The sequence below is a fragment of the Serratia sp. GW822-FHT06E05 genome (assembly GCF_058799445.1).
Window position 1 is genome coordinate 227,606 of record NZ_JBXALM010000003.1, and the last position, 25,814, is coordinate 253,419.

Sequence of the window (25,814 nt, forward strand, 5' to 3'; positions counted from 1 at the left end):
TTGTTTGGCTATGGCAATGTCCAGGCCAATTAGACGGCAGGCAGCTCAGCCAATGGCCAGCGCGGCCGTACCGAAACGCTCAGCTCCGGATTAGCGCCGCTTTTCAGCCGCACCATGCCTGCGTAAGCGATCATCGCGCCGTTATCGGTGCAGAACTCCGGTCGGGCGTAAAACACTTCACCGCCGCGCTTATGCATCATTTCTGCCAGCTTGGTTCGCAGCGTACGGTTGGCGCTGACGCCACCGGCCATCACCAGGCGCTTAAAGCCGGTTTGTTCCAGCGCGCGTTTGCATTTGATCGCCAGCGTATCCACCACTGCATCTTCAAACGCCCGGGCTATGTCAGCACGCGTCTGATCGTCATTGCCGTTGGAGCGAATGGTATTGGCGGCAAAGGTCTTCAGCCCGGAGAAGCTGAAATCCAGCCCTGGCCGGTCGGTCATCGGGCGTGGGAAGGTGAAACGCCCCGCCGTGCCCTGTTGCGCCATCTTCGACAGCATCGGCCCGCCAGGGTAGTCCAGCCCAAGCAGCTTGGCGGTTTTGTCGAAAGCTTCCCCGGCCGCATCGTCGACCGATTCGCCCAGCAGTTCATATTCGCCGATACCGGTCACGCTGATCAGCTGCGTATGCCCGCCAGACACCAGCAGCGCGACAAACGGGAACGCCGGCGGGTTATCTTCCAGCATCGGCGCCAGCAGGTGGCCTTCCATATGATGCACCGGCACCGCCGGCACATTCCAGGCAAACGCCAGTGCGCGGCCAATGGTGGCTCCGACCAGCAGCGCCCCCACCAGGCCCGGCCCGGCGGTGTAGGCAACGCCGTCGATATCCGCCGCGGTCAGGTTCGCTTCCTTCAATGCCGCCTGAATCAACGGCACGGTTTTGCGCACGTGATCGCGGGAGGCCAGCTCCGGCACCACGCCGCCGTAGTCGGCATGCAGCTTCACCTGGCTGTACAATTGGTTGGCTAATAAACCGGCCTGATCGTCATACACTGCAATTCCGGTTTCATCGCAGGAGGTTTCTATGCCCAGTACTCGCATTACATTTCCCATCATTCACGTGCGGCCGCCAGTTTAGCACAATCGAGCCTGTTTACCGCCAGCGTGGCGCACGCTTGTCACCATTATTGGGCTATGTTGATGATTACAGCCACAAATGCCGATTTGATTAAAAACGAGCATTTTTTTCTGATTAGTCTATAATCAGCGCCCGATGCAAAATTGCGCATGTTTTACCAGGGTGGCCGCAGGTTTCAATTTGCTGTGGTGCTTTACAAAGCAGCATCCGTTGAAGTAAAATTCCGCACCATTTTGAAATTGCTGGCGCTTGGCCAGCAGCAAACCGAATTTTATTGAGGTGAGAGGCACATGCCTGTAATTAAAGTACGTGAAAACGAGCCATTTGACGTTGCTCTGCGTCGTTTCAAACGCTCTTGCGAAAAAGCGGGCGTTCTGGCTGAAGTTCGTCGTCGTGAGTTCTATGAAAAACCGACTACCGAACGTAAGCGCGCTAAAGCTTCTGCTGTGAAACGTCACGCGAAGAAACTGGCTCGCGAAAACGCACGCCGCACTCGTCTGTATTAATTCTTCGGGGGCAACCCCGCCGCGTGAATTTCTGATTTTAAAAATCGCGCAGACCGAGTAGTTGCATACGAAGGCCGTGCTTTCCGAAAGGAATGCGCGGCTTGTTCTCGTTTATAGGCTAGTAAAGTAAGGGCTTATGGCTGGACGAATTCCGCGCGTATTTATCAATGACTTGCTGGCTCGCACCGACATCGTCGATCTGATCGATGCCCGGGTAAAGCTCAAGAAGCAGGGCAAGAACTATCACGCGTGCTGTCCGTTCCACCACGAAAAAACGCCTTCATTTACGGTTAATGGCGAAAAGCAGTTTTACCACTGCTTTGGTTGTGGTGCGCACGGTAACGCCGTCGACTTTCTGATGAATTACGACAGGCTCGAGTTTGTCGAAACCATCGAAGAGCTGGCCACCATGCACGGACTGGAAGTGCCTTACGAGGCGGGTTCCGGACCGACGCAAATCGAACGCCATCAGCGTCAAAGCCTGTATCAACTGATGGAACAGCTCAGCGCGTTCTATCAACAGTCACTGCATCAGTCCTCCGGCACGCCGGCGCGCAATTATCTGCAACAGCGCGGGCTGAGTGACGACGTTATCCGTCATTTCGCCATCGGTTTTGCACCTGCCGGTTGGGATAACGCATTAAAGCGTTTTGGTCGTGACGCCGAGTCACGCCTGGCATTGAACGATGCAGGCATGCTGGTGACTAACGATCAAGGACGCTCGTACGATCGTTTCCGTGAGCGCGTAATGTTCCCTATCCGCGACAAACGCGGGCGAGTGATCGCCTTTGGCGGACGCGTATTGGGTGACGGCATGCCGAAATACCTGAACTCACCGGAAACCGAAGTTTTCCACAAGGGTCGTCAGCTGTACGGCCTGTATGAAGCGCAACAGAGCCACCCTACCCCGCAGCGATTGCTGGTAGTGGAAGGCTATATGGACGTGGTGGCGCTGGCGCAATACGGCATCGATTATGCCGTCGCCTCGCTTGGCACCTCGACAACGGCCGAACATATTCAGCTGCTGTTCCGCGCCACCGACAACGTTGTCTGTTGCTATGACGGTGACAGAGCCGGTCGCGAAGCGGCATGGCGTGCACTGGAAACCGCGTTGCCCTATCTCAATGACGGGCGTCAACTGCGGTTTATGTTTTTGCCCGACGGCGAAGACCCGGACACATTGGTACGCAAAGAAGGCAAAGAGGCCTTCGAACAGCGAATGGAGCAGGCGCAGCCGCTTTCCACTTTCCTGTTCGAAACCCTGATGCCGCAGGTAGACCTGAGCAGCCCGGACGGCCGCGCCAAGCTGAGCACGCTGGCACTGCCGCTGATCACTCAGGTGCCGGGCGAAACGTTGCGCTTGTACCTGCGCCAACAGCTCGGCAGCAAGCTGGGTTTGCTGGACGACAGCCAGTTGGACAAGCTGATGCCCAAGCAAGCCGAAAATGCGAATACTTATCAGGCGCCCCAGCTAAAACGCACAACCATGCGTATACTGATAGGGTTACTGGTACAAAATCCGCAACTGGCTACACTTATCCCTTCGCTTGAGGGATTGGAGCAGACCAAACAGGCGGGTTTGCCGCTGTTTGTCGAGCTGGTGCAGACCTGTCTGGCTCAGCCAGGGCTGACAACCGGCCAGCTGTTGGAGCAGTATCGCGACAACAAATTGAGCCAACAGCTTGAAACCTTGGCAACATGGAACCATATGATCGTTGAGGATATGGTTGAACAGACTTTTTTGGATACTTTAGCCAGCCTGTACGACTCGGTACTGGAACAGCGGCTGGAGACATTGATCGCACAGGCCAGAACCCATGGCCTCAGCCCGGAAGAACGTGAAGAAGTCCGTTCTTTGAATCAGGTGCTGGCGAAGAAAAACTGAATACCAAACGGCTTAAGTGCCGATAAATGCGAGGGCAGAGCCCTGCAATATGCCGCCACAGTGGGCCGCGGCAACAACAAAAACGCCCCAAATGCTATTGTTGGCGGTTTCGCCGACCGACACCAACCCAAATACTCTGAAGTGTGGATACCGTCTTATGGAGCAAAACCCGCAGTCACAGCTAAAGCTACTTGTCACCCGTGGTAAGGAGCAAGGCTATCTGACCTATGCTGAGGTCAATGACCATCTGCCGGAAGATATCGTCGACTCCGACCAGATCGAAGACATCATCCAGATGATTAACGACATGGGCATCCAGGTTCTGGAAGAAGCACCGGACGCCGACGACCTATTGCTTGCTGAAAACTCAAACAGCACGGACGAAGATGCGGAAGAAGCTGCCGCTCAGGTATTGTCCAGCGTTGAGTCTGAAATCGGCCGTACCACCGACCCGGTGCGCATGTACATGCGCGAAATGGGGACCGTTGAACTGCTGACGCGCGAAGGCGAAATCGACATCGCCAAGCGTATTGAAGACGGCATCAACCAGGTGCAGTGCTCGGTTGCCGAGTACCCGGAAGCCATTACCTATTTGCTGGAACAATACGATCGCGTCGAAGCGGGCGAAGCTCGCCTGTCCGATCTGATCACCGGCTTCGTCGATCCTAATGCGGAAGAGGACATCGCCCCTACCGCTACCCACGTGGGTTCTGAGCTGTCTACCGAAGAGCAGAACGACGACGACGAAGAAGAAGATGAAGACGAAGAAGAAGACGACAACAGCATCGATCCTGAGCTGGCCCGTCAGAAATTCGCCGACCTGCGCGATCAGTACGAAGCGACTCGTGTCGTCATCAAAAAGAACGGCCGCAGCCACGCCAGCGCAGCAGAAGAAATTCTGAAGCTGTCTGAAGTGTTCAAGCAGTTCCGCTTGGTGCCAAAACAGTTCGACTTCCTGGTCAACAGCATGCGTACCATGATGGACCGCGTTCGTACTCAAGAACGTATCATCATGAAGCTGTGCGTTGAACAGTGCAAAATGCCGAAGAAAAACTTCGTCACTCTGTTCGCCGGCAACGAAACCAGCACCACCTGGTTCGAAGCGGCGCTGGCAATGGCCAAGCCATGGTCAGAGAAGCTGAAAGACGTCGCCGAAGACGTGCAACGCAGCCTGCAGAAACTGCGTCAGATCGAAGAAGAGACCGGCTTGACCATCGAGCAGGTGAAGGACATCAACCGCCGCATGTCTATCGGTGAAGCGAAAGCCCGCCGTGCGAAGAAAGAGATGGTTGAAGCGAACTTGCGTCTGGTTATTTCTATCGCCAAGAAATACACCAACCGCGGCCTGCAGTTCCTGGATCTGATCCAGGAAGGCAACATCGGTCTGATGAAAGCGGTAGACAAGTTTGAATACCGTCGTGGTTATAAGTTCTCGACCTACGCCACCTGGTGGATCCGTCAGGCTATCACCCGTTCTATCGCCGACCAGGCGCGTACCATCCGTATTCCGGTGCATATGATTGAGACCATCAACAAGCTCAACCGTATTTCGCGCCAGATGCTGCAAGAGATGGGCCGCGAACCGACGCCGGAAGAGCTGGCTGAACGCATGCTGATGCCGGAAGACAAAATCCGCAAAGTGCTGAAGATCGCCAAAGAGCCGATCTCCATGGAAACGCCGATCGGTGATGATGAAGATTCACATCTGGGCGATTTCATCGAGGATACCACCCTCGAGCTGCCGCTGGATTCTGCCACCTCGGAAAGCCTGCGCTCCGCAACGCACGACGTATTGGCGGGCCTCACCGCCCGTGAAGCGAAAGTGCTGCGTATGCGTTTCGGCATCGACATGAACACTGACCATACGCTGGAAGAAGTGGGCAAACAGTTCGACGTTACCCGTGAGCGTATTCGTCAGATCGAAGCCAAAGCACTGCGTAAACTGCGCCACCCAAGCCGTTCCGAAGTGCTGCGCAGCTTCCTGGACGACTAAGGTTCAGCTGTTAGCAAAAAAACCCCGGCTCGCCGGGGTTTTTTATTGCCTAAAACATGCTGTTGCCACTGGCGGTTTTCTCCGGCACCGGTTGGGTCACGTCCCAGTGCTCCACGATTTTGCCTTCGTTATCAAGCCGGAAAATATCGATAATCGCGGCCGTCTTGCCCTTTTCTCGTCCGCTAGTCTCTACGTGCAAAATCACATAGTTGCCGTCGACAAATGCCTGTTTGATTTCGCTGTGAGAATCGGGGTAACGCGCTTTGAGCAGCTCGACAAACTTGCGGAACCCTTCCACCCCATCCTGCGCATTGGGATTGTGCTGTTTGTACTCGTCACCCAGAAAGGGCCGTGCCGCGGCAAAATCCTTGTTATTTAGCCCTTGCTGATAAAACTCCAGCACGTTACTTTTGTTCTTCAGTTCCTGCGCGCTGTTGCCCGCATGGGCAACGCCGCTCGCCAACAGCAGAGCGACCAATCCGGCTTTAATCATCGCTTTCATCCTGCAACTCCCTCTCAGATTATTTCAATGCCAGAAACAGCTCGCGATAACTCTCTGTAAGCTGCTCCAGCGTGGCACGATTCAATCCGCTGGGGTTCGGCAATACCCAAACCTCAGTTTTGCCGATCGTCATCTCTTGACGGCCCCAGGCCGCATTTTTCACCCCAAAGGCGCTGCTGAATGCCTGCTTGCCCAAAACAGCCAATGCGCGCGGCTGATAGCGCAAGATTTTTTCTTTTAACGCCTCGCCGCCGCTGAGCAATTCGTCACGCGTCACTTCGCTGGCCGCGACCGTTGGCCGTGCCACCAGCGCGGTGATGCCGCAGCCGGTATCCTGCAGCTGTTGCCACTGTTCGGGCGCCAGTTGACGTTCGGTAAAGCCGGCCTGATGCACCACCTTCCAGAAGCGGTTGCTGCCGTTGGCAAAAGGGTAGCCTTGGTGGGCGGAGGAGAGGCCGGGGTTGATGCCGCAAAACACCACCCGCAGGTTTGGCGCCAAGAGTTCCATAGGGTTCGGGAGTCCATTAAAGGGGATTTACAGCGGTTATCGCAAAATCCGCCAGTAATTACAACAGGCTAGAACTGCGCATAAAAGCAACATACGGATGGTTAACTGTAGACCTGCGTCGAAGGATTGCCGTATAATCTCGCCGCTTGGCCCCTTAGCTCAGTTGGTTAGAGCACGCGACTCATAATCGCTTGGTCACTGGTTCAAGTCCAGTAGGGGCCACCAAATTCAGAAGGGCTTAGACAGGAAACTGACTAAGTCCTTTTTTGTTTTGTGGTTTCAGAAAAAAATAATCGGCGAAATAGGCTTCAGACTTGCGCCAGATAAATCGCCAGAGAGTAACGCTCGTTCCACGTCACTCTCTGGAGGTTAATTAACATTGAAATTCGCCATTTAAAAATGGGCGAACCATCTCCTTACTCAGGGGTATGCCGTACCTCTTTCCACACCTGCAAGGCGAGCAACAGCAGCGCCCCGGCCCCAAACACTAACAGTAACCAAAGCAGGCCTTTTTTCCACACGCTGATAACCTCACTGGCATCCATCGCATTCAAACGCTCGTTTCCCCCCAGAATGACCCTGGATTGAAACCCCACCAATGGCAGGTCGTTAACAGACACTGATTTTCGTAATGCAGCAGGGATCAGCTCATCTAACGAGATAGCCTGATGCTGAGCCGCTTTATTTCCCCACGCCAGCAGGAAAGGAGGCGTTCCTTGAGCATTGAACACTATCGTTTTTCTGTCTCGTTCCGCTACAACCTCTGGCATATGATCATTCCATTGTTGGTTGATCCCCTTCAAGCGGATGCCTTGCACCAACAAATCCTTCAGTGGGATCGCTTCAGCAGTGCGATCATTCACTGAGTAAACGACCCGCTTAACTAAAGGCTGCCAACGGTCATTCGCTTTACTACGGTATTCAATCTCAAGTGGTAATACAGTATTGCTTTGTGTAGGCCGCACGCTGATATTGTTAAGCGGTTGAGGATTTGACCAGGTATATTCAGCTTCGCTCGTCGAAATGGCTTTCGAGCTGAACGGCAAGGTGATCCTTTGTTGATCCGTTCGATGAGAAGCAGCAATCCCCTCCGCGGAAAGGATTTTCAGGCCCGGAGCCATTTGATCATCGTTGAACACCAATAATAAGTAACGAATTTGGGAATAATACCTGCCATTATCAAGATCAATAGTATTCAGCAACAGCCGATCGGTACTGGATACTAAATCCATCAAAGGCGCATCATCAACACCACTCATCCATTCATTTAAATCATGGCTGTACATAATACTCACACGTGACTGCCAATTTTCAGGCTGACGCTCCCAGGTCAGCTTTAACTGGGTAAGGGATGGACTGCTACCATCGTACTGAGGCACCTCCAACAAATAGGCGTTACCCATTTGTTGGTCGCTATCAATCGGCAATATAATTTCTACCCCCCCGGCCGATTTTAACGAAATTACCTCTTGCTCCAGCAGAGTCGTCTTTTTACTCTTCATCGGAAACAGCCTAAGAGAGTAAGTCTGACTGTCACTCTGAGTAATCGTATTCGCTGTCAGCGCAAACGCTACTGATTGCCCCTGGCTATTGAACACCCGAACGTCACGCATATCCGGCCACACCGTTTCGGTATAAACCGCCTCTGGCAGTTCAATTCGGAAAAACGGATCCCGACTTTCGGTCGTTAACGGCAAACCATATGCGAAATCTTGAGTTTTTTCGCTAATCGGGCTCTGTTGAGCCTGTGCCGTCCCGGCCAGGCAAAAAAAAACACAAAATAACCGGCTAGTTATTTTTATATTCATACATTCCCTCGCTCACTATCCATATTGAATCCCTTCTTGTTCTTCGTTTTTGGGGGAAGTGGAGAAAAATATCCCACGATCAAAACCAGTATCGCTACACCGATAAACGAAACCGCACGAGCCAATCCCCCGTGTTGCGCACTGTCCACAAAGATCAGTTTAAGGATAACAACACCTAACAAACCGGCCCCACTGAACCACACCTCACGCCGTTGATGGCGAGTTGACCACAGCATAGTAATCAACGCAGCTAGCATCCAGATTAACGAGAACGATGTCTGAACCAGGTGAGAAGCCCAGAGTGCATCCCCCCGCCAGGCAATTTTTGCGTAAAAAGCCAATATCCGAAGCAGGATGCCATTGCCCCACCAAAACAAAACGGCAACGATAAATAGCAACAGTGCAAGCCTCATTCTGGAACGGTATTCGGGGAATTCCGTACGGACAAACATCCCTTGGGTAACCATTGCCAAAAACGCGAAACCAGCTCCTTCCTCTAATGGATTTAACAAAGGTAAATACAGCCAATCGGCACTAACACCATCAGACATGTTGCCTATAAATAAGAACAAGAGGGTTAATATGATTAGTGGGGCAAGGGCAATACCGCCATAAAGTCGCCGGTGTGCTACAAACGGCCAATATTGTCTGCGAAGCGCGCTATGTGTGGCCAAAATGATCAGTGAGATAACGCTCACCTGCAGGCCAAAACGCCATTCATCCATTCCCCATGGCAAACGCGCAGTACGCCAAAATACCTCATAACCCAGAGCTAACAACACCATCCAGAACAGCGAAAGATGCAAACCTTGCTCCAGATAAGGTAACCGCAAGGAACTGGCATCTCGTTTCAACAACCAATACGCCAATGGCAAGGCCATCAGCCATACAAGGTTTAACCAACCGGATGCCAACAATGAATCCCAAGACCTCATTTGGAAAAACAACGTGGCCAACATTGCTGGCCACAGCAGCCAGACGTTGTAGCCCAATTCAAACCACGCCATTCTTTGCGCCGCGTAACGCCAAGCCGCCACAGATAACGTCACTAATACCAATGCCAGGAGAGCAGTTTGATCGGCTACCAGGAGCAAGCGTGCGACAAAACCCAAAAGACAGACTAACCAGAGACAGATCCCTCCGAACAGGAAAATCCAGCTGATACTCGATCCGACTTCTGCTGCCGACTCCCATTCACGCCAAATAAATGCCACTACGAGCCAGGTGAAGGCTAATACAGCGAATACCAGGGTGAAGGACAGTGTCGACACGCCGGCATGACAAGCTACTACAGCAGAAGCCAACGCCAGTACCAATAATCCGGAACCACTGAGGCTTACGCGGATTTGCTGCTGCATACGGCCGAGCCATAGAATTCCAACCCCTTCCAAAGCCCAGGCCATTGATGTCCATTGCGCTGACAACGCTAGTGGGATAGCCAGTGTGGTAAACACACACCCCAACGCTAACCAAGAAATCGCCAACACCTTTCCTATAGATAAATGGCGTTTCAATGCAACCCAAGCCAGAAGCAAATATAATAAACCAAAGCCAAGCGCAGAAAATGCCGGGCCAAACTCCCACTGGCGAGTGATCCAATACTGAATACCAAAACCTATCAGCGGTGTGCCAAACAACAGCACACTATCAATAACCATCTCGTCTTCGTCAGATAATTTTGAGCGTAGGGCTAAAGCAAGGCAAAGCACGCCAAAAATCATAATATTGGCAATTAGGAGAAGTTGACACACCAGATAATATTCATGAGAGTAATGATTAACACCCCGAACCCCGGCAATGCCAAATGTGAAAATAAAACCCAGAAGGTTAAGCGGCCGCCACGACTGCCAAATGCTGATGGCTAAAATACCCAGTGAGAGCAACAAATAATAAGAGAATAGCGCGACATAATTTGCACTACCGGTGGAAAGCAGCAGAGGTGAAAGATAGCCACCAAAACTGGCAAGTATCGCTAGGCTAGGTGCGCGTTGTAATACAGCTAAACCCACGCTAGCAGCGCAGATGACCAACATCAGCCCAAACGCCAACATATACGGCAAAAGCTGGTAAAGCCGAAATGCGCCAAACACGGTGATATAGAGGGTCCCAATGGCTCCCCCTTGCAAGATCAACGCATACAAGTTTCGTTTAAGACGTAGGCGCCAACCAAACCATAGTAGTATCCCGCTTGTCGCGGCTGCCCCTATCAGTCTGAACTCTATGGGTAACATGTCTCGTTCAACGGTGTATTTCAGCAAATAAGCCACCCCAAAGAACAGCAGCATGATCCCTAGTTTTGCTAGCGGATTACCCTGCATGAACCAAGTAAATAGCCCACCGAACAAACGGTCTTTTATCTCCTCATCGTTATCAACCTTAGGTTTTGACTCTATTGGCTTTGACTGAAGCCAAGCTGTGGTCTGAGCTTCAGGCTCATCAAGGATCTGAATTGGCTTTGACTGAAGCCAAGATGCGGTCTGAGCTTCAGGTTCAATACGTTCCTGACCAGTCGGAAGAGATATTTCTTGTACTGCAATACCAACATCAGCAATGGCACCTGGAGTCTTCGGATAAACATAATCCGTTTTCTCCGCCGACACAGGGTGATTCAAAGGTGCACCGTCCGGTCGTAAGTGCTCAGTTTTGGCGCTTGTGAAGCAATCTACCTGCTGTCGTAGTTTAGTTACGGTGAGTGTCAGTTGCTCTATGTCATATTGGTTACGCTTGCCTCGTCCCAGCGATATAACCACCGAAATAGGCAAGACTATCAGACACAATAACAACGCCAATCCCGCGATAAAAACCAATCCATCCATGGCACGGCCTTTAACTTATCTATTGTGACAACACTCTTACATCAAAAAATGACTCGCAACAACGGCTCGATAAAACTCTTGGCATGTAGATCAATATTTATTTTAATTAAGTATTATTTCATGCTCTGCTAGTACATATTTTTTGATCTATAAAACTTTATCAATTCGCTTCTCATTCAATACAACAACCAAGATGAGCAGAAATCACTATTCACATAAAGTAATGGATAAAAAAACAGAGACACTGGAATAAAACTCACCTTTCAATTCCGTTTCACTCAATAATATCCCCAGCTAATACCATGCTAAAAATAGAGATATGAACTTCATTGCCAATCGGAACCAAACAGCGGGCGGTGAGCTGGCGCCCAATACCGACATCGCCAATCTCAAAACCCAGCGCCGGCATGCGGCGTTGGGCTTTGGCGAAACGGAGCGCGTGGTGTTCTATCGCAAAACGCTGGCTTAATCAGCCGGTGCCGCTCTGCCGTTGATGCGCTAGCTGTTCGGCACGCAGCAGGATTTCCTGCAAATCGTCCTCGTCGATATCAAACAGTTCGCCCTGCATCAGCGCCTCGTGCAGATCGGCGCGGGTGATAGACACCGCGTCAATCGGCAGATTAGCCGGCTTCGCCTCGGTCGGCGCCAAAGGGTGCGGGTAGCGTCGCCCGGCCAGGTTATTGAAGACGATCGCCAGCAGCGCCAATAGCACGGAGTTCAGCAGCACCGGGTACAGCACAAAGCTATAGCCCAGTTGATGAATACCCGGGCCACCGAGAATAGCGGTCAGCGCCACCGCGCCACCGGGCGGGTGCAGGCAGCGCAGCTTAAACATCAAGCCAATCGCCAGTGCGGCCGCCACCCCGCAAGCCAGCCCCGGGTCGGCAATCAGCAAACTGGTGCTGACCCCCACTGCCGCCGCCGACATATTGCCGCCCACGATCGACCAGGGCTGTGCCAACGGGCTATTCGGCACGCCAAACAGCAATACGGCCGATGCGCCCATCGGGGCGATAAACCACAGGTTTACCTCGCCCAGAACAAAATGGCTGATCCAGCCGGCAATCATCAGCCCCAGCCCGGCACCGAAGCTGGAAAGCAAAATCTCTTTTTTGCCCACCGCCAATGGGTGCGGCCACAAACGTGCGCACCCTACTTTCACTCTTTCCAACAACGGCATTTTCATGTTACTTCGTGCTGCCAAATTCAACTTAATGGCAACAAATATATCACAACGCCAGGCGTCGCCGCTCGCCGCGCTTTTCACTACGAAAATAACTTTCGGCTAACAGATTGATCTTTAGTCACTCCTCGTCAATTATCAAAGTTCGCCTCCCTTTGCCTTGAGGAAAACCCAATGTCTCAGCCGATTGCCGAACTCTATACCGACGCCGAATTTTTCAGCCCTTATGCCATGTCGGCGTTTATCACCCTGACGGAAAAAGGCATTCCCTTCACCGTAAAGCCGGTCGATTTGTCGCAGGGGAAAAACCATGAGCCGGCCTACGCGGCCCTGTCATTGACGCGCCGGGTGCCAACGCTGGTGGTCGGTGAGTTTCAGCTTTCGGAGTCCTCGGCGATTGATGAGTACCTGGATGAGATCCATCCTGCCCATCCAGTATACCCACGCGATGTAAAACACCGTGCCAAAGCCCGCGAAGTTCAGGCATGGCTGCGCAGCGATCTGCTACAGCTACGCGCCGAGCGGCCGACCGAAGCAGTATTCATTAACGGCAAGTTTCCTCCGCTGTCCAACGCCGCGCAGGGTGCCGCCAACAAGTTGATTGCCGCCGTCGAAAAGCTGCTGAGTCACGGCCAGGATAATCTGTTCAGGGAATGGTGCATTGCCGACACCGATTTGGCTTTGATGCTGAATCGACTGGTGATACATGGCGATCCGGTACCGGAAAATATTCGCCACTACGCTCACAAACAGTGGCAACGTCCTTCCGTGCAGGCCTGGTTGGCGCTGCCAGAGAAAATGCGCGGGTGATAAAAAATCGGCGGCCACGACGCCGCCGTTCTCAACGGAGAAATAACATCACTTCTTGAGGGAAGGCAAATCACCATCCCGCGGGCAGATAGCCTAACAGCGACGCGATGGCATACACCGCACTGGCCAGATACAGCAACACGATGCTGATCTGCAACAGCGGGTGGGTGATCCAGTTACACTGCCAACGCGGTGTCTGGTCGCCATGCTTGCGCGCCCCACGCAGGATCAGCATTGGCATAATCGACAAAATCACCCCGCTGAAAACCCCGGCGAAATAGAGCGCGTTAACGAATGACACCAACCCGCTGTAGGCCAGCGCGAACGGCGGCAGCACCACCAGCATCAGCACGCCGAAACGGCGCAGTGGCTGTTCGTCGTTGCCCAGCCTGAACTGGTCGAAAATATTGGTCAGAAAGCTGCCGCCGAGGCCCCAGTAAGAAGTCAGCATCGCGCACAGGGCAAAAATATTGGCGGAGAAGAAGGCCCACTGCCCTAACGCCTGGCCCCATGAAATGGTCGCCACGTCAGAAATGTTATTCAGCCCGCTGAGCGCAATCACCGACATCGGCACCGCCGCCAGCAGCACAAAGGTCACGGCCATTCCGACCATAATCGCCTTGGGCAGTTGTTCCGGCTTGTCCGAAAAACCGCGCGCCATTTCCGGCACGATATACTGCGCAGAGAAACAGAACACCACCACGTTGAATACCGGCACCATAAAGCGCCAGTCACCGTCCAGCAGGTTGCGCATCTGGGTGGTGTCTTTGAGCAGCGTGGCCGCCACCAGCGCACTCAGCATGACCACCATGCCGATGCTGATAAACTTCTCCCCGCGGCCAATCGCCTTTAATCCCAGGTACAAGACCCCCGCGGCGGGCACGAAAAACAGCAGGCTGCCTATCGCCGGGGAAATGCCAAACAGGGACTGCAACAGTTTGCCGCTGCCGCTCATGTAGGCGGTCAACGCCCCAATGCTGTTAACGCAAACCGAAGCAAACATCAGCCAGGCACCGATACCGCCGACATAACGTTTCGCCAGTCCGCTCAATTGCAGATGGGCACGGGTACGCAGGGTAGATTCAGCAACGTACAGCATGGTGATAGTGGTCAGACTGCCCACCAGCACCAGCCAAAACAACAGCGGCAGAAAACCGGCCTTGCTGGAGGCGTAGGCGATGGACAGCACGCCGGCGCCAATGTTGGTGCCGACAATCATCGCCACCCCTTCGAGGAAACTCAGTGATTTGGCGGGTGCAGGCGTTCGCACCCCGGCGGCAAGCGCCGGAGAAATAGAGATGTTTTCAGAAGACATGCAGCATCCTTTGGCTCCCGGCGGCGCTGGCCACCGGGGTTGGTTAATTTCCCAGGGGTTAACAGCTCACATCGATACACAGGTATTTCAGCTCCAGATATTCTTCAATCCCGTAACGCGATCCTTCACGTCCGAGCCCTGACTGCTTCACGCCGCCAAAAGGTGCCACTTCATTGGAAATCAGACCGGTATTGATGCCGACCATGCCGTATTCCAACGCCTCCGGCACTCGCCATTGACGCGAGGCGTTCTGCGTGAACAGATAGGCGGCCAAACCGAACTCGGTATCGTTGGCCATGGCAATAGCTTCCGCCTCGTCATGGAAACGGAACAGCGGCGCCACCGGGCCAAAGGTTTCCTCTTTGGCGAAGCGCATTTTCTGCGTCACGCCGGTCACTACCGTAGGCTGGAAGAAGGTACGACCCAGCTCATGCGGCTGACCGCCGATAGCGATTTGCGCGCCCTTGATCAATGCATCGTCGATATGGCTCTGCACTTTTTCCACCGCATCCTGGTCAATCAACGGGCCCTGAGTGGTGCCCGCCTGACTGCCGTCACCGACCTTCAGTTGCTCGACCGCCGCCACCAGCTTATCCACCAGCCGGTCATAGATGCCGTCCTGCACGTAGATACGGTTGGCGCAGACGCAGGTCTGGCCGCTATTGCGGAATTTGGAGGCCATAATACCCGCCACGGCCGCGTCCAGATTGGCGTCGTCGAAAACGATCACCGGCGCATTGCCACCCAGCTCCAGCGACAGCTTTTTGATGGTTGGCGCGCACTGCGCCATCAGAATGCGGCCGACCTCGGTCGAACCGGTAAAGCTCAACTTGCGTACCACCGGGCTGTCACACAATACTTTGCCCACCTGAGCGGCATCGCCGGTCACGATCTGCAGCACCCCCGCCGGAATGCCGGCGTCCTGCGCCAGCTTGCCCAACGCCAGCGCGGTCAGCGGCGTTTGTTCGGCCGGTTTAACGATAATTGCGCAACCTGCTGCCAGCGCCGGCGCCACCTTGCGGGTGATCATCGCCGCCGGGAAGTTCCACGGAGTGATCGCCGCACAAACGCCAATGGGCTGTTTTACCACCACCAGACGTTGTGAAGCCTGCGGCGCTTGCAGTACCGCGCCGTCCACTCGCTTGGCCTCTTCGGCAAACCAGGTGATAAACGAGGCGGCATAAGCCACTTCACCACGCGCTTCCGCCAGCGATTTGCCCTGCTCCGCGGTCATCAACTGGGCCAGATCTTCCTGCGCCGCCAGCACCTTGTCGGCCCAGGTCAGCATCAGAGCGGAACGCTGTTTGGCGGTCAGTTGTTTCCAACCTTGCTGCGCAACCTGCGCAGCGTTAATCGCCTGTTGAGTTTCTTCGCCGCTGACTAACGGAATACTGGCCAGCTCAACGCCGGTCGCCGGATTGATGACCGCTTCACGTTTACCGCTCAGCGCATCGCACCACTCGCCGTTAATCAGGCACTGGCTGCGCAGCAGCTCGGGGTTATTCAATTTCATACCGGTCACTCCTTATTGAGCCAGCGCGCGGGAAAGAATGCCCAGCGCCTTGGTGAACTGGTCTTCAGGAATGGTCAGTGGGTACAGGAAGCGGATCACGTTGCCGTTAACACCGCAGCTCAGCAGCAGCAGGCCTTCTTCCAGCGCTTTCTGCTGCACCTGGCGGGTGATCTCGGCCGAGGGTTTGCCGGTCTTGGGATCGTTGAACTCCACCGCCACCATCGAACCCTGCGCACGAATATCCGCAATCGCCGGGCTGGTCTGGCGGGCCTGCTGCAGCACCTCCACCAGATGCTGGCCCAGGCGTTGAGAACGTTGGCATAGCTGCTCTTCTTCAATCACATCCAGCACCGCCAGCGCTGCCGCCACCGCCAGCGGGTTACCGGCATAGGTGCCACCCAGCCCGCCCGGTGCCGGGGCATCCATCACCTCTGCACGACCGGCTACGGCCGACAACGGCATGCCGCCCGCCAGGCTTTTCGCCATGGTGATCAGATCGGGTTTGACGCTGTAATGATCCATGGCAAACAGCTTGCCGGTACGGGCAAAACCGGTTTGCACTTCGTCGGCAATCAGCAAAATGCCGTGTTCGTCGCACAAGGTGCGCAACGCCTGCATAAACTCGGCCGGTGCGACGTTGAAACCACCTTCACCTTGCACCGGCTCCAGCACGATGGCCGCAACCTGCTTGGGATCGATATCCGCTTTAAAGATACGCTCCAGGCTGTTCATCGCATCTTCGGTGGTCACGCCATACAGCGCATTCGGATACTGGCCGTGGAACACCGATCCCGGGAATGGCCCGAAGCCCAGTTTGTAAGGCGCCACTTTGCCGGTCAGCGCCATGGTCATGTAGGTGCGGCCGTGGAAGCCGCCGCCGAAGGTGATCAGACCCGGACGGCCAGTGTGGGCGCGGGCAATTTTGACGGCGTTCTCTACCGCTTCCGCCCCCGTGGTGAAGAACGCGGTTTTACATGGTCCTTCGATCGGCGCACACTGGTTGATGCGTTCGGCCAGCGAAACGTAGCTTTCGTAAGGGACAATCTGGTAAGCGGTATGGGTGAAGGCCTTCAGTTGCTTCTCAATGGCAGCGATCACCTTCGGGTGGCGGTGTCCGGTATTCAATACGGCGATACCGGAGGCAAAATCGATAACTTCATTCCCTTCGACATCCCACAGCGTGGCGTTCTCGGCGCGTTCGGCGTAAAAGCCGCACATCACGCCGACCCCACGTGGGGTGGCATCCTGACGACGTTGATTCAATTCTGCGTTTTTCATGTTGTTCTCTCCAGTCGGTAGTCGGTGCCAGCTAAACGGTTTGTTCACATTCGTGAAACAATGACGTTTATTTACACAGGATGTGGCCCTATAATCGAGAGCCAGTTACGATTAATTGAGGGATCCAATTGCGCTCACTGAGTGGTGACCTGCTGTTGCAACGTCTTGGCGAACAGCCGGATGATAAGCTGCATAAGCGGCTTTATAATGCGATCCGCACCAGCATTTTGGACGGTAGCCTGCCGCCCTCCAGCCGCCTGCCCGCCTCACGGGATTTAGCCCAGGAGCTCAGCCTTTCTCGTAACACTGTATTAACCGTTTATGAACAACTCTTGGCGGAAGGATATGTCTTGGCACGCGCCGGAAGCGGCACATTCGTCGCCGAAACCGTCCCGGACAGCTGTTTATCCACCGTCAGCGCGCCAGCAGGCAGTGACGGGGAACAGCGGCGGATTGAACTGTCAGCGCGTGGTGCCACCCTGCTGCACCACGCCAGCGCCAGCCCCAAACAGTGGGGCGCCTTTATCCCCGGCGTGCCTGACGTCAATGCTTTCCCACACCAGTTATTCAGCAAGATCCAGGCGCGTATCAGCCGTCGTCCGGCCCCGCAGAAGTTGACCTACAGCAACCAGGGCGGCAGTCCGGAGCTGCAGCATGCGCTGGTGGACTATCTGCGCGTAGCGCGCTCGGTACGCTGTTCGCCAGAGCAAATTCTGATTACCGAAGGCATCCATCAGGCGATAGATCTGGTGACGCGCATGCTGTGTAATCCGGGCGATGACGCATGGATTGAAGAACCGGGCTATTGGGGGATCCGCAATATCCTGCGGATGAACGACGTGAATATCTGCCCGTTGGCGGTGGATGAAGCCGGTATGGTGCCACCGGAACAGCCTACCGAGGCGCCGCGGCTGATTTTCGTCACGCCGTCGCACCAGTACCCATTGGGATCGGTGATGAGCCTGGCGCGTCGGCAAAGGTTATTGGCCTTGGCGCGCAACGCCGGCAGTTGGATTGTTGAAGATGACTACGACAGCGAGTTTCGCTTTTCCGGTCAGCCGATCCCGGCGTTGCAGGGGTTGGAAGCCGACGCGCCGGTGATCTATATCGGCACCTTCAGCAAAACGCTGTATCCGGCGCTGCGACTGGGTTATGTGGTGTTGCCGAAACCGCTGATGGCGGCGCTGAAAACCGCACATGCAGAGCTGTATCGCGGCGGCCATTTGCTGATCCAGACCGCGCTGGCGCAGTTTATTCAGGAAGGCCACTACAGCGCACATATCCGCCGCATGCGCCTGCTGTATGCCCGGCGGCGCGCCTTCCTAACCGGTCTTATCGAGCAGCATCTGGGTAAGCAGGCCCTGAGTGAATTCAATAACAATGCCGGGCTGCACCTGATCCTCAACCTGCCGGACCAGGCGGACGATGTGGCGATTGCCGCCGCAGCCAATACGCGTGGCGTACTGGTACGGCCGCTGTCGCGTTACTACATGTTGCCCAACCATCGCCGCGGCCTGCTGATGGGCTTTGCCTGCGTACCGGAAGAGCAGATGGCCGCCGCTTTTACCCTGCTGTTGGAGTGCATCCCCCCTGAAAACAGAAGGCAGCCCTAAGGCACGAATGAGCTTCATAAGCTCTGAAGGTGCCATTCCCCCGCCTGCCACTGCAAACGATGGGTCAATTTCAGCGCCTGCAGGAAGTTTTCATCATGAGAAACCACCAGCATCGCGCCGGGGAAGCTGGCCAGCGAAGCCTCGATTGCCAGTGACGACGCCAGATCCAAATGGTTAGTCGGCTCATCCAGCAACAACAACTGCGCCGGTTCCCGACGCCACAGCATGCAGGCCAGCGCCGCCTTCAGTCGTTCGCCGCCGCTCAGCACCGCCATCGGCAACAGCACGCGCTCGGCGTTTAGCTGCAACTGCGCCAATTGACTGCGTACCGTACCCTCATTGAGCGGTGAATCCTGCAGCCCCAGATGTTCAACCACAGACAGCGAAAGATCGAGCTGTGAAAGGGTTTGATCGAGGTAAGCCGTCGACAGTGGGCAGTGACAACTCCCCGCTTTGGCCGCCAACTGCCCCAGGATCACCTTCAGCAACGTGGATTTTCCGCAGCCGTTTGGGCCGGTCAGCGCCACGCGCATCGGGCCATCAATGCGAAAATTCAGCGGCGGCATGGTGATAAAAGGCAGTTCCAACTGTTCGAGTACCAACACCTGCTTGCCCGCTACCACGGCGCTGCCCGGCAGGGTGAGCATCACCGGGCAGTCGTCTTCCACCCGCTGATAGGCATCGCGCACGGCGGCATCGAGAGCGTCCTTCTGGTCCTGATGCTGCTTGCGCAGCGTGCCGAGGCTTTCTTTGGCCGCCGCTTTGTAGGCCACACGCTCAAAAGACGCTATATTGAGCGTATCGACGGTTTTCAGCGTTTGCGCAGAGCGCCGTTGGCTGATGTCGTGTTCTTTCTGCTGCCGGGCCCGGGTGCGCCGACGTTCCTGGCGCGCGTGTTCCAGCCCGGCTCGTGCGGCCTGCTGATCCAAATCACGCTGGCGGCGATAGTCGTCGTAGTTGCCGCCGTAGCTGTGCAGTGCGCCCGGCGTCAGTTCGACAATGCGCTGCATACGCGCCAACAGCTGCCGATCGTGGCTGGCCACCAGCAAGCCCCCACGCCACTGTTCCACCTGTTGATACAGCCAGTCGCGGCCCCGGCCGTCGAGGTGGTTGGTCGGTTCGTCGAGCAACAAAAAATCCGCGTTGCTCAGTATCGCCCCACACAGCGCGGCACGCATTCGTTCACCGCCGCTCAAATCGCTCACGGGGCGTTGCGCATCGAACGCCGGTAGCCCGGCGGCGACAAAGGCAGCCTGCAGACGATCGCGCAGATCCCACTGACCTTCCAAAAGATCGAGATCGTCCGCCAGCGGTTGCCCCTGCTCAAGGCGGGCCAATGCGGCAAATATCTCACCGTAGCCCAGCAGTTGGGCCAGCGTAGTCTGTGGGGAGAGCTCCGGCTGTTGCGCGACGTAAGCCAGCGATGCATGGGATTCAACATGACCGCCACCGGGATGATCCAGTCCGGCGATCAAACGCAGCAAGCGCGTTTTGCCGACGCCATTGCGCCCAACCAGGCCGCAGCGTTGCTGATCGAAAGTCAAATCCAAGGGACCGAACAGCGTTTCGCCGTCAGCGAACTGGCAGATCAGGTGATGTAAAACAAAATGAGGGGATTGCGCAAAATGAGCCATAAGCACTCCTGAATGAAATCAAAAGATCCCCACAAGGCACCGGTGTGCGCAACGTGGGACAAGATATCAGCAGGCGTGTGTGTTCATTTTCGGTGATGGCTCCGTAGAGAGAGGAAATTTATGACGAACAAATGCTAACCCATTTGTTGTTCACCATGCAAACAGAGGCACAGATTCATGACATCTATCACATTCAGCGCAACGCAGATTCCCAACGACAGAGACAACGGCTAGATTTATCTCATCCGACCACTTGAGGTCGCACATAATAATAACTACAGATCATACTCAATAGCTTTCACGCGGCAGCGAGGCAGCAAGTTCGCGAGTCCCCAGGAGCTTACTCAGGTAGGTGACTGGGGTGAGCGAATGCAGCCAACAACGCTGCAGCTTGAAAGATGAAGGGGATGAATGATGGAGACTGCAATGAGCAATTACCCACACCTGCTGGCGCCGCTGGATCTCGGCTTCACCACCCTGAAAAATCGGGTGCTGATGGGATCGATGCACACCGGCCTGGAAGAACTGCCGAATGGCCCCGAGCGCATGGCCGCTTTCTATGCCGAGCGCGCCGCAGCCGGCGTGGCGTTGATCGTCACCGGCGGCATCGCCCCCAATGAAAAAGGTGTGGTCTATCGCGGCGGCTCAACCCTGAGCCACCCGGAGCAGGTCGACCATCACCGCATCGTCACCGACGCCGTCCACAAGGCCGGCGGTAAAATTGCGCTGCAGATCCTGCATGCCGGTCGCTACAGCTACCAGCCGCAGCCGGTAGCCCCTTCCGCGCTGCAGGCGCCGATCAATCCCTTTACCCCTACCGCACTGAGCGACGCGGACATTCTGCAAACTATCGCAGACTTCGCGCAGTGCGCGGCTTTAGCTCAACAGGCAGGTTATGACGGCGTCGAGGTGATGGGTTCCGAAGGCTATCTGATCAACCAGTTCCTGGTCGCACGCACCAACCAGCGTGATGATCAATGGGGCGGCAGCTTCAGCAACCGCATGCGTTTTGCCGTGGAGATCGTCCGGGCGGTACGCCAGGCGGTCGGCCACGAATTTATCCTGATTTATCGCCTTTCGATGCTCGATCTGGTTGAGGATGGCTCCAGTTGGCAGGAAATCGAACAGTTGGCGCTGGCCGTTGAGCAAGGCGGGGCCACTATTATCAACACCGGCATTGGCTGGCATGAGGCGCGTATCCCCACCATCGCCACCATGGTGCCGCGAGCAGGATTCAGTTGGGTGACCCGCAAGCTGATGGGTAAGGTGCGCATTCCGCTGATCACGACCAACCGCATCAACGACCCGGCGGTAGCGGAGCAAGTCTTGGCCGACGGCTGCGCCGACATGGTATCAATGGCGCGTCCGTTCCTGGCCGACGCCGCTTTTGTGCAGAAAGCCGCCGAAGGGCGTGCCGATGAAATCAATACCTGCATTGGTTGTAACCAGGCTTGCCTCGACCAGATTTTTGAAGGCAAACTCACCTCCTGCCTGGTGAACCCTCGCGCCTGTCGCGAAACCGAGATGCCGCTGGTGGCAACGGAGAAGCCGAAAAAGCTGGCGGTGATCGGAGCCGGGCCGGCCGGATTGGCCTTTGCCACCACCGCAGCCAGCCGCGGCCACCGGGTGACGCTGTTCGATGCCGCCGATCAGATTGGCGGCCAGTTCAATATCGCCAAGCAGATCCCCGGTAAAGAGGAGTTCCATGAAACGCTGCGTTATTTCCGTCGCCAATTGATGCTGCAAGAGGTCGATGTGAAGCTCGGCACCTGGGTGACGGCGGCCGATCTGGCGGAGTTCGACGAAGTGATCCTTGCCTGCGGTATTGTGCCGCGCACACCGGCAATCCCCGGCATCGACAACGCCAAAGTGTTGACCTATCTGGATGTGCTACGCGATAAAAAGCCGGTCGGCCAGCGCGTGGCGATTATCGGTGCCGGCGGCATCGGCTTCGATACCGCCGAATACCTCAGCCAACACGGGGTGTCGAGCAGTCTGGATCCGGCGGAATTTAACCGTGAATGGGGTATCGATGACCAGCTTAGCCAACGCGGCGGGCTGGCGGTGCAGGGGCCAGTGGTTGCCCGCCCTGCTCGGCAGATCTACCTGCTGCAACGCAAAACCAGCAAAGTGGGCGAAGGCCTGGGGAAAACCACCGGTTGGATCCACCGCACCAGCCTGGCGATGCGCGGTGTAAAAATGCTCAACAGCGTGAACTACCAACGCATTGATGATGAAGGCCTGCATATTTCACGCGCCGAACAGGAAAGCTGCCTACCGGTGGATACGGTGATTATCTGCGCCGGACAGGAACCCAGACGCGAACTGCAGCAACCGCTGCTGGAGATGGGAAAAACCGTGCATTTGATTGGGGGTGCGGACGTCGCCGCCGAGCTGGATGCCCGCCGCGCTATCGATCAGGGCACGCGGCTGGCAATGGCACTTTAATTCGCTAATCATGGAGGGGCGCATTCACCGCGCCCCTCGGTCAATCAGTAACGTGCGCCGGATTTCACCGCTCTGAGGATCACAAATTTCTTGTTGGATGCCACAACGGTGCAGTTGCCAAACAGGCGCTTCAGCTTATGGTGGTAATCCAGATGACGGTTGCCGACGATGCGCAACTCGCCACCGACCTGCAGGCAACGCTTGGCGTCGCAGAACATCTGCCAAGCGGTGTGATCGGTGATCGCATGCTGTTGGTGGAACGGTGGGTTGCACAGTACCGCCTGCACGCTTTCACGCTCAATCCCCGCCAGTGAGTTGTTCACCTCAAACTGACAACGATCCAGATCCTGCGGCAGGTTGTGCTCTACGTTCAACTCGCTGGAGGCCACCGCCATATAAGACTCATCGACAAACGTCACCTGAGCCTGCGGATTCTGCGCCAGTGCCGTCAGGCCAATCACGCCATTACCGCAGCCGAGATCGACAATATGCCCTTCCAGATCCTTCGGCAGATGCTCCAGGAACAGGCGCGCGCCGATGTCCAGATTGCTGCGCGAGAACACGTTGGCATGGTTGTGGATAAGCCAATCCGTGCCGTCCAGCGTCCAGTTGGTGGTTTCCGGGGCCACCGGCGGCACAATATCCGTCACTTCGCAGTGGATCAGACGCGCTTTCTTCCATGCCAGGCTGGTGCGCGTTGGGCCAAGCACCTTTTCAAACAGCTGCATGGTCGAGGTGTGAACGTCACGCGCCTTGGCTCCGGCGATAATGACCGTATCCGGCGCCACCACGTTGCGCAACGAGCGCAGTTGCTGTTCCAGCAGTGCCAGCGCTTTAGGAATGCGGATCAGCACCACTGCCGGTGAAGCAGGCAGTTCGGCCAGGCTGTCCAGCAGCGTCACCTGCTCCGGATCCAGTTCATTGAGCTTCAGGTTATGGCGCGTTGCCAACTGACTCATGTAGGAATCGCTGATGCTGTAAGGCTGATGAGCGTGCAGTGCGCAGGCCAACGTGCCGAAGTTGTCGTTGAAAATCAGCACCGGGCGATCGCCAATGTTTATATTTTCAAGCTGTTGCAGCAGATATTCGTCCGCCGCTTCCCACGCCTGCAATTGGGTGGATTCTTCCTGTTGGGGATAACGTTCCAGCTCAAGTTGCTGTGTTCCCAGATCGAGTTGGCTCATTGCCCCTCCTGACTGATAAAATTTGGGCTGTTTATCCCCTAAAAACGCCCGGCAGTAAAATGTTTTTTCGGATAAATTGCCCTTTGCGGGCTTTGCACGAAAAAACATCATACAATGACCCGCTCAATTGAGGCCAAAACGGGAAGATGATGTCCGAACTGACCTACCTGCAGGGCTACCCTGAACATCTGCAAAGCCAGGTGCAGCAGTTGATCGACCAACGACGCCTGGGGGATGTGCTGTTGCAGCGCTATCCGCAAGTGCATGACTGCACTACCGACAAGTCGCTTTATCAGTTTACCGTCGATCTGAAAAACCAGTATTTGCGCAACGCTCAACCGCTGAGCAAGGTGGCTTACGACGGTAAAATTCAGGTGATGAAACACGCGCTGGGCATGCACACCGCCATTTCCCGCGTGCAGGGTGGCAAACTGAAGGCCAAGGCGGAAATCCGCGTGGCGACGGTCTTCAAGATGGCGCCTGAGCCGTTTTTGCGCATGATCGTGGTACATGAGTTGGCGCATCTGAAAGAGAAAGACCACAACAAGGCCTTCTACAGCCTGTGCTGCCATATGGAACCCAATTACCATCAGTTGGAGTTCGACACCCGGCTGTATCTGACCCACCTCTCCGTGTTTGGCGATCTGTATGCATAGCGAGATTCGCCTTCTGTAAATGCCGTGATAATCTGATTCTTTTTACCCTGTGCGACGCGTGAAGCGCATAGGGTACAGCGCCTGGGAACCGGAGATATCTATGATTCGCTTTGCCGTTGTGGGCACCAACTGGATTACGGAACGCTTTATCGACGCCGCGCACGAAAGCGGCAAGCTGAAATTGACCGCCGTCTATTCGCGCAGGCTGGAAAAAGCGCAGGAATTTGGCGCCAACTACCACGTCAGCCTGTTTTTCGATTCCCTTGAAGCATTGGCCCAATCTGATGCCATCGATGCGGTTTACATCGCCAGCCCCAACGCCCTTCACTGCCAACAATCGCTGCTGTTCCTCAGCCATAAAAAGCATGTGATTTGCGAAAAGCCGCTGGTGTCCAACCTGCGTGAAGCCGAAAAGCTGGTGGCCTGCGCGCGTGAAAATCAGGTGGTGCTGTTCGAAGCTTTCAAAAGCGCTCATCTGCCGAATTTCCTGGCCCTGCAACAGGCGTTGCCGCAAATCGGCAGGTTGCGCAAAGCCTTCCTCAACTACTGCCAATACTCGTCACGCTACCCGCGCTATCTGGCCGGCGAGAATCCGAACACCTTCAATCCGCAGTTTTCCAACGGCTCAATCATGGACATTGGCTATTACTGCCTGGCCAGCGCCGTAGCCCTGTTCGGCGAACCGAAATCGGTGATTGCCAGCGCGGCGCTGCTGGATACCGGTGTGGATGCCCACGGTACCGCTTGCCTCAACTACGGCGATTTCGACGTCACCCTCTCCCACTCCAAAGTCAGCAACTCGGACATTCCCAGTGAGATCCAGGGCGAAGAAGGAACGCTGGTGATTGAGAAAATTTCTGAGTGTCAGGGCGTGGTGCTGACCCCACGCGGCGGCCATCGTCAGGATCTGACCCGTCCTCAGCACATCAATACCATGCTGTATGAGGCACAGGTGTTCGCCGATCTGGTGGAAAAACGACAGGTGGAACACCCGGGGCTGGAGAATTCACTGATTATCGCCCGCCTGCTGACCGAAATTCGCCGCCAGACCGGCGTGGTCTTCCCTGCCGACGGAGAGTGAC

Annotated in this window: 19 protein-coding genes, 1 tRNA gene and 1 pseudogene; 10 read left to right on the top strand and 11 right to left on the bottom strand. The window is 55.5% G+C overall.

Annotated features, from left to right (window positions below):
* Positions 1–29: 29 nt before the first annotated feature.
* On the bottom strand, positions 30–1,043 hold the full coding sequence (gene tsaD, locus AC1RKC_RS11010; protein WP_020828723.1) for a tRNA (adenosine(37)-N6)-threonylcarbamoyltransferase complex transferase subunit TsaD: 1,014 nt from the start codon (positions 1,041–1,043) through the stop codon (positions 30–32).
* A 327-nt stretch (positions 1,044–1,370) separates the two neighbouring features.
* Between tsaD and rpsU the strand changes: the two genes are divergently transcribed.
* The 3 genes from rpsU (at position 1,371) to rpoD (ending at position 5,464) form a co-directional block, all read left to right on the top strand.
* Complete coding sequence (gene rpsU, locus AC1RKC_RS11015) at positions 1,371–1,586, top strand: 30S ribosomal protein S21 (protein ID WP_001144069.1); 216 nt, start codon at positions 1,371–1,373, stop codon at positions 1,584–1,586.
* Positions 1,587–1,722: 136 nt separating this feature from the next.
* A complete protein-coding gene (gene dnaG, locus AC1RKC_RS11020; RefSeq protein ID WP_046372583.1) occupies positions 1,723–3,471 on the top strand; it encodes a DNA primase in 1,749 nt (582 codons plus the stop codon).
* A 157-nt stretch (positions 3,472–3,628) separates the two neighbouring features.
* Positions 3,629–5,464 carry an RNA polymerase sigma factor RpoD gene (gene rpoD / locus AC1RKC_RS11025; RefSeq protein ID WP_020831770.1) on the top strand — a complete coding sequence of 612 codons (1,836 nt, stop codon included), beginning with the start codon at positions 3,629–3,631 and terminating at the stop codon, positions 5,462–5,464.
* Between the two features lie 49 nt (positions 5,465–5,513).
* Here the strand turns inward: rpoD and AC1RKC_RS11030 are convergent, their stop codons facing one another.
* Positions 5,514–5,957, bottom strand: coding sequence for a nuclear transport factor 2 family protein (locus AC1RKC_RS11030; protein ID WP_373417558.1), 444 nt, complete (start codon positions 5,955–5,957; stop codon positions 5,514–5,516).
* A 28-nt stretch (positions 5,958–5,985) separates the two neighbouring features.
* Entirely contained in the window at positions 5,986–6,474 is a 489-nt protein-coding gene (gene mug, locus AC1RKC_RS11035; protein WP_115060541.1) for a G/U mismatch-specific DNA glycosylase, read from the bottom strand.
* Between the two features lie 148 nt (positions 6,475–6,622).
* On the opposite strand from mug, the gene AC1RKC_RS11040 reads away from it, so the two are divergent.
* A tRNA-Ile gene (locus AC1RKC_RS11040) sits at positions 6,623–6,699 on the top strand.
* 191 nt (positions 6,700–6,890) lie between these two features.
* On the opposite strand, the gene AC1RKC_RS11045 is transcribed toward AC1RKC_RS11040, so the two are convergent.
* Complete coding sequence (locus AC1RKC_RS11045) at positions 6,891–8,282, bottom strand: DUF3999 domain-containing protein (RefSeq protein ID WP_261136079.1); 1,392 nt, start codon at positions 8,280–8,282, stop codon at positions 6,891–6,893.
* Positions 8,279–11,098, bottom strand: coding sequence for a DUF2339 domain-containing protein (locus tag AC1RKC_RS11050; RefSeq protein WP_493092468.1), 2,820 nt, complete (start codon positions 11,096–11,098; stop codon positions 8,279–8,281). Before AC1RKC_RS11050 ends, AC1RKC_RS11045 begins: the two co-directional genes overlap by 4 nt.
* Before the next feature lie 343 nt (positions 11,099–11,441).
* Here AC1RKC_RS11050 and AC1RKC_RS11055 point away from each other — a divergent pair.
* Positions 11,442–11,567: pseudogene (locus AC1RKC_RS11055) on the top strand (aminoglycoside N-acetyltransferase AAC(6')-Ic); the annotation flags it as partial.
* Here the strand turns inward: AC1RKC_RS11055 and AC1RKC_RS11060 are convergent.
* The gene (locus tag AC1RKC_RS11060) at positions 11,568–12,284 is read right to left on the bottom strand and encodes an HPP family protein (RefSeq protein WP_261136076.1); all 717 of its coding nucleotides are present in this window, start codon (positions 12,282–12,284) and stop codon (positions 11,568–11,570) included.
* A 171-nt stretch (positions 12,285–12,455) separates the two neighbouring features.
* On the opposite strand from AC1RKC_RS11060, the gene yfcF reads away from it, so the two are divergent.
* Positions 12,456–13,091, top strand: a complete 636-nt coding sequence (gene yfcF, locus AC1RKC_RS11065; RefSeq protein ID WP_020831776.1) for a glutathione transferase — start codon at positions 12,456–12,458, stop codon at positions 13,089–13,091.
* A gap of 70 nt (positions 13,092–13,161) precedes the next feature.
* Here yfcF and AC1RKC_RS11070 read toward each other — a convergent pair whose 3' ends face one another.
* The 3 genes from AC1RKC_RS11070 to AC1RKC_RS11080 are packed head-to-tail and all read right to left on the bottom strand — an operon-like array spanning position 13,162 to position 17,197.
* Positions 13,162–14,406 carry an aromatic amino acid transport family protein gene (locus tag AC1RKC_RS11070; RefSeq protein ID WP_046372578.1) on the bottom strand — a complete coding sequence of 415 codons (1,245 nt, stop codon included), beginning with the start codon at positions 14,404–14,406 and terminating at the stop codon, positions 13,162–13,164.
* A 58-nt stretch (positions 14,407–14,464) separates the two neighbouring features.
* The gene (locus tag AC1RKC_RS11075; RefSeq protein WP_046372577.1) at positions 14,465–15,919 is read right to left on the bottom strand and encodes an NAD-dependent succinate-semialdehyde dehydrogenase; all 1,455 of its coding nucleotides are present in this window, start codon (positions 15,917–15,919) and stop codon (positions 14,465–14,467) included.
* Between the two features lie 12 nt (positions 15,920–15,931).
* Positions 15,932–17,197 carry a 4-aminobutyrate--2-oxoglutarate transaminase gene (locus AC1RKC_RS11080; RefSeq protein ID WP_044553590.1) on the bottom strand — a complete coding sequence of 422 codons (1,266 nt, stop codon included), beginning with the start codon at positions 17,195–17,197 and terminating at the stop codon, positions 15,932–15,934.
* 128 nt (positions 17,198–17,325) lie between these two features.
* On the opposite strand from AC1RKC_RS11080, the gene pdxR reads away from it, so the two are divergent.
* Positions 17,326–18,810 carry a MocR-like pyridoxine biosynthesis transcription factor PdxR gene (gene pdxR, locus AC1RKC_RS11085; protein ID WP_401527346.1) on the top strand — a complete coding sequence of 495 codons (1,485 nt, stop codon included), beginning with the start codon at positions 17,326–17,328 and terminating at the stop codon, positions 18,808–18,810.
* 14 nt (positions 18,811–18,824) lie between these two features.
* Here pdxR and AC1RKC_RS11090 read toward each other — a convergent pair whose 3' ends face one another.
* Positions 18,825–20,444: an ABC-F family ATP-binding cassette domain-containing protein gene (locus AC1RKC_RS11090; protein WP_176984413.1), complete on the bottom strand. Its 1,620-nt coding sequence runs from the start codon at positions 20,442–20,444 to the stop codon at positions 18,825–18,827.
* A 426-nt stretch (positions 20,445–20,870) separates the two neighbouring features.
* Between AC1RKC_RS11090 and AC1RKC_RS11095 the strand changes: the two genes are divergently transcribed.
* On the top strand, positions 20,871–22,892 hold the full coding sequence (locus tag AC1RKC_RS11095) for an oxidoreductase (protein ID WP_493092469.1): 2,022 nt from the start codon (positions 20,871–20,873) through the stop codon (positions 22,890–22,892).
* Between the two features lie 44 nt (positions 22,893–22,936).
* Here AC1RKC_RS11095 and rlmG read toward each other — a convergent pair whose 3' ends face one another.
* Entirely contained in the window at positions 22,937–24,076 is a 1,140-nt protein-coding gene (gene rlmG / locus AC1RKC_RS11100; RefSeq protein ID WP_130017007.1) for a 23S rRNA (guanine(1835)-N(2))-methyltransferase RlmG, read from the bottom strand.
* 149 nt (positions 24,077–24,225) lie between these two features.
* On the opposite strand from rlmG, the gene AC1RKC_RS11105 reads away from it, so the two are divergent.
* Together AC1RKC_RS11105 and AC1RKC_RS11110 are read left to right on the top strand one after the other, a co-directional pair.
* A complete protein-coding gene (locus AC1RKC_RS11105; protein ID WP_493092470.1) occupies positions 24,226–24,732 on the top strand; it encodes a M48 metallopeptidase family protein in 507 nt (168 codons plus the stop codon).
* A gap of 100 nt (positions 24,733–24,832) precedes the next feature.
* A complete protein-coding gene (locus AC1RKC_RS11110; RefSeq protein WP_128864533.1) occupies positions 24,833–25,813 on the top strand; it encodes a Gfo/Idh/MocA family protein in 981 nt (326 codons plus the stop codon).
* The last annotated feature ends 1 nt before the right edge of the window (position 25,814 follow it).

What these genes read in the sequence shown, in the direction of transcription:
- tsaD (WP_020828723.1), bottom strand. Translation starts at nt 1,043, where the DNA reads ATGCGAGTACTGGGCATAGAAACCTCCTGCGATGAAACCGGAATTGCA.
- rpsU (WP_001144069.1), top strand. Translation starts at nt 1,371, where the DNA reads ATGCCTGTAATTAAAGTACGTGAAAACGAGCCATTTGACGTTGCTCTG.
- dnaG (WP_046372583.1), top strand. Translation starts at nt 1,723, where the DNA reads ATGGCTGGACGAATTCCGCGCGTATTTATCAATGACTTGCTGGCTCGC.
- rpoD (WP_020831770.1), top strand. Translation starts at nt 3,629, where the DNA reads ATGGAGCAAAACCCGCAGTCACAGCTAAAGCTACTTGTCACCCGTGGT.
- AC1RKC_RS11030 (WP_373417558.1), bottom strand. Translation starts at nt 5,957, where the DNA reads ATGATTAAAGCCGGATTGGTCGCTCTGCTGTTGGCGAGCGGCGTTGCC.
- mug (WP_115060541.1), bottom strand. Translation starts at nt 6,474, where the DNA reads ATGGAACTCTTGGCGCCAAACCTGCGGGTGGTGTTTTGCGGCATCAAC.
- AC1RKC_RS11045 (WP_261136079.1), bottom strand. Translation starts at nt 8,282, where the DNA reads ATGAATATAAAAATAACTAGCCGGTTATTTTGTGTTTTTTTTTGCCTG.
- AC1RKC_RS11050 (WP_493092468.1), bottom strand. Translation starts at nt 11,098, where the DNA reads ATGGATGGATTGGTTTTTATCGCGGGATTGGCGTTGTTATTGTGTCTG.
- AC1RKC_RS11060 (WP_261136076.1), bottom strand. Translation starts at nt 12,284, where the DNA reads ATGAAAATGCCGTTGTTGGAAAGAGTGAAAGTAGGGTGCGCACGTTTG.
- yfcF (WP_020831776.1), top strand. Translation starts at nt 12,456, where the DNA reads ATGTCTCAGCCGATTGCCGAACTCTATACCGACGCCGAATTTTTCAGC.
- AC1RKC_RS11070 (WP_046372578.1), bottom strand. Translation starts at nt 14,406, where the DNA reads ATGTCTTCTGAAAACATCTCTATTTCTCCGGCGCTTGCCGCCGGGGTG.
- AC1RKC_RS11075 (WP_046372577.1), bottom strand. Translation starts at nt 15,919, where the DNA reads ATGAAATTGAATAACCCCGAGCTGCTGCGCAGCCAGTGCCTGATTAAC.
- AC1RKC_RS11080 (WP_044553590.1), bottom strand. Translation starts at nt 17,197, where the DNA reads ATGAAAAACGCAGAATTGAATCAACGTCGTCAGGATGCCACCCCACGT.
- AC1RKC_RS11090 (WP_176984413.1), bottom strand. Translation starts at nt 20,444, where the DNA reads ATGGCTCATTTTGCGCAATCCCCTCATTTTGTTTTACATCACCTGATC.
- AC1RKC_RS11095 (WP_493092469.1), top strand. Translation starts at nt 20,871, where the DNA reads ATGAGCAATTACCCACACCTGCTGGCGCCGCTGGATCTCGGCTTCACC.
- rlmG (WP_130017007.1), bottom strand. Translation starts at nt 24,076, where the DNA reads ATGAGCCAACTCGATCTGGGAACACAGCAACTTGAGCTGGAACGTTAT.
- AC1RKC_RS11105 (WP_493092470.1), top strand. Translation starts at nt 24,226, where the DNA reads ATGTCCGAACTGACCTACCTGCAGGGCTACCCTGAACATCTGCAAAGC.
- AC1RKC_RS11110 (WP_128864533.1), top strand. Translation starts at nt 24,833, where the DNA reads ATGATTCGCTTTGCCGTTGTGGGCACCAACTGGATTACGGAACGCTTT.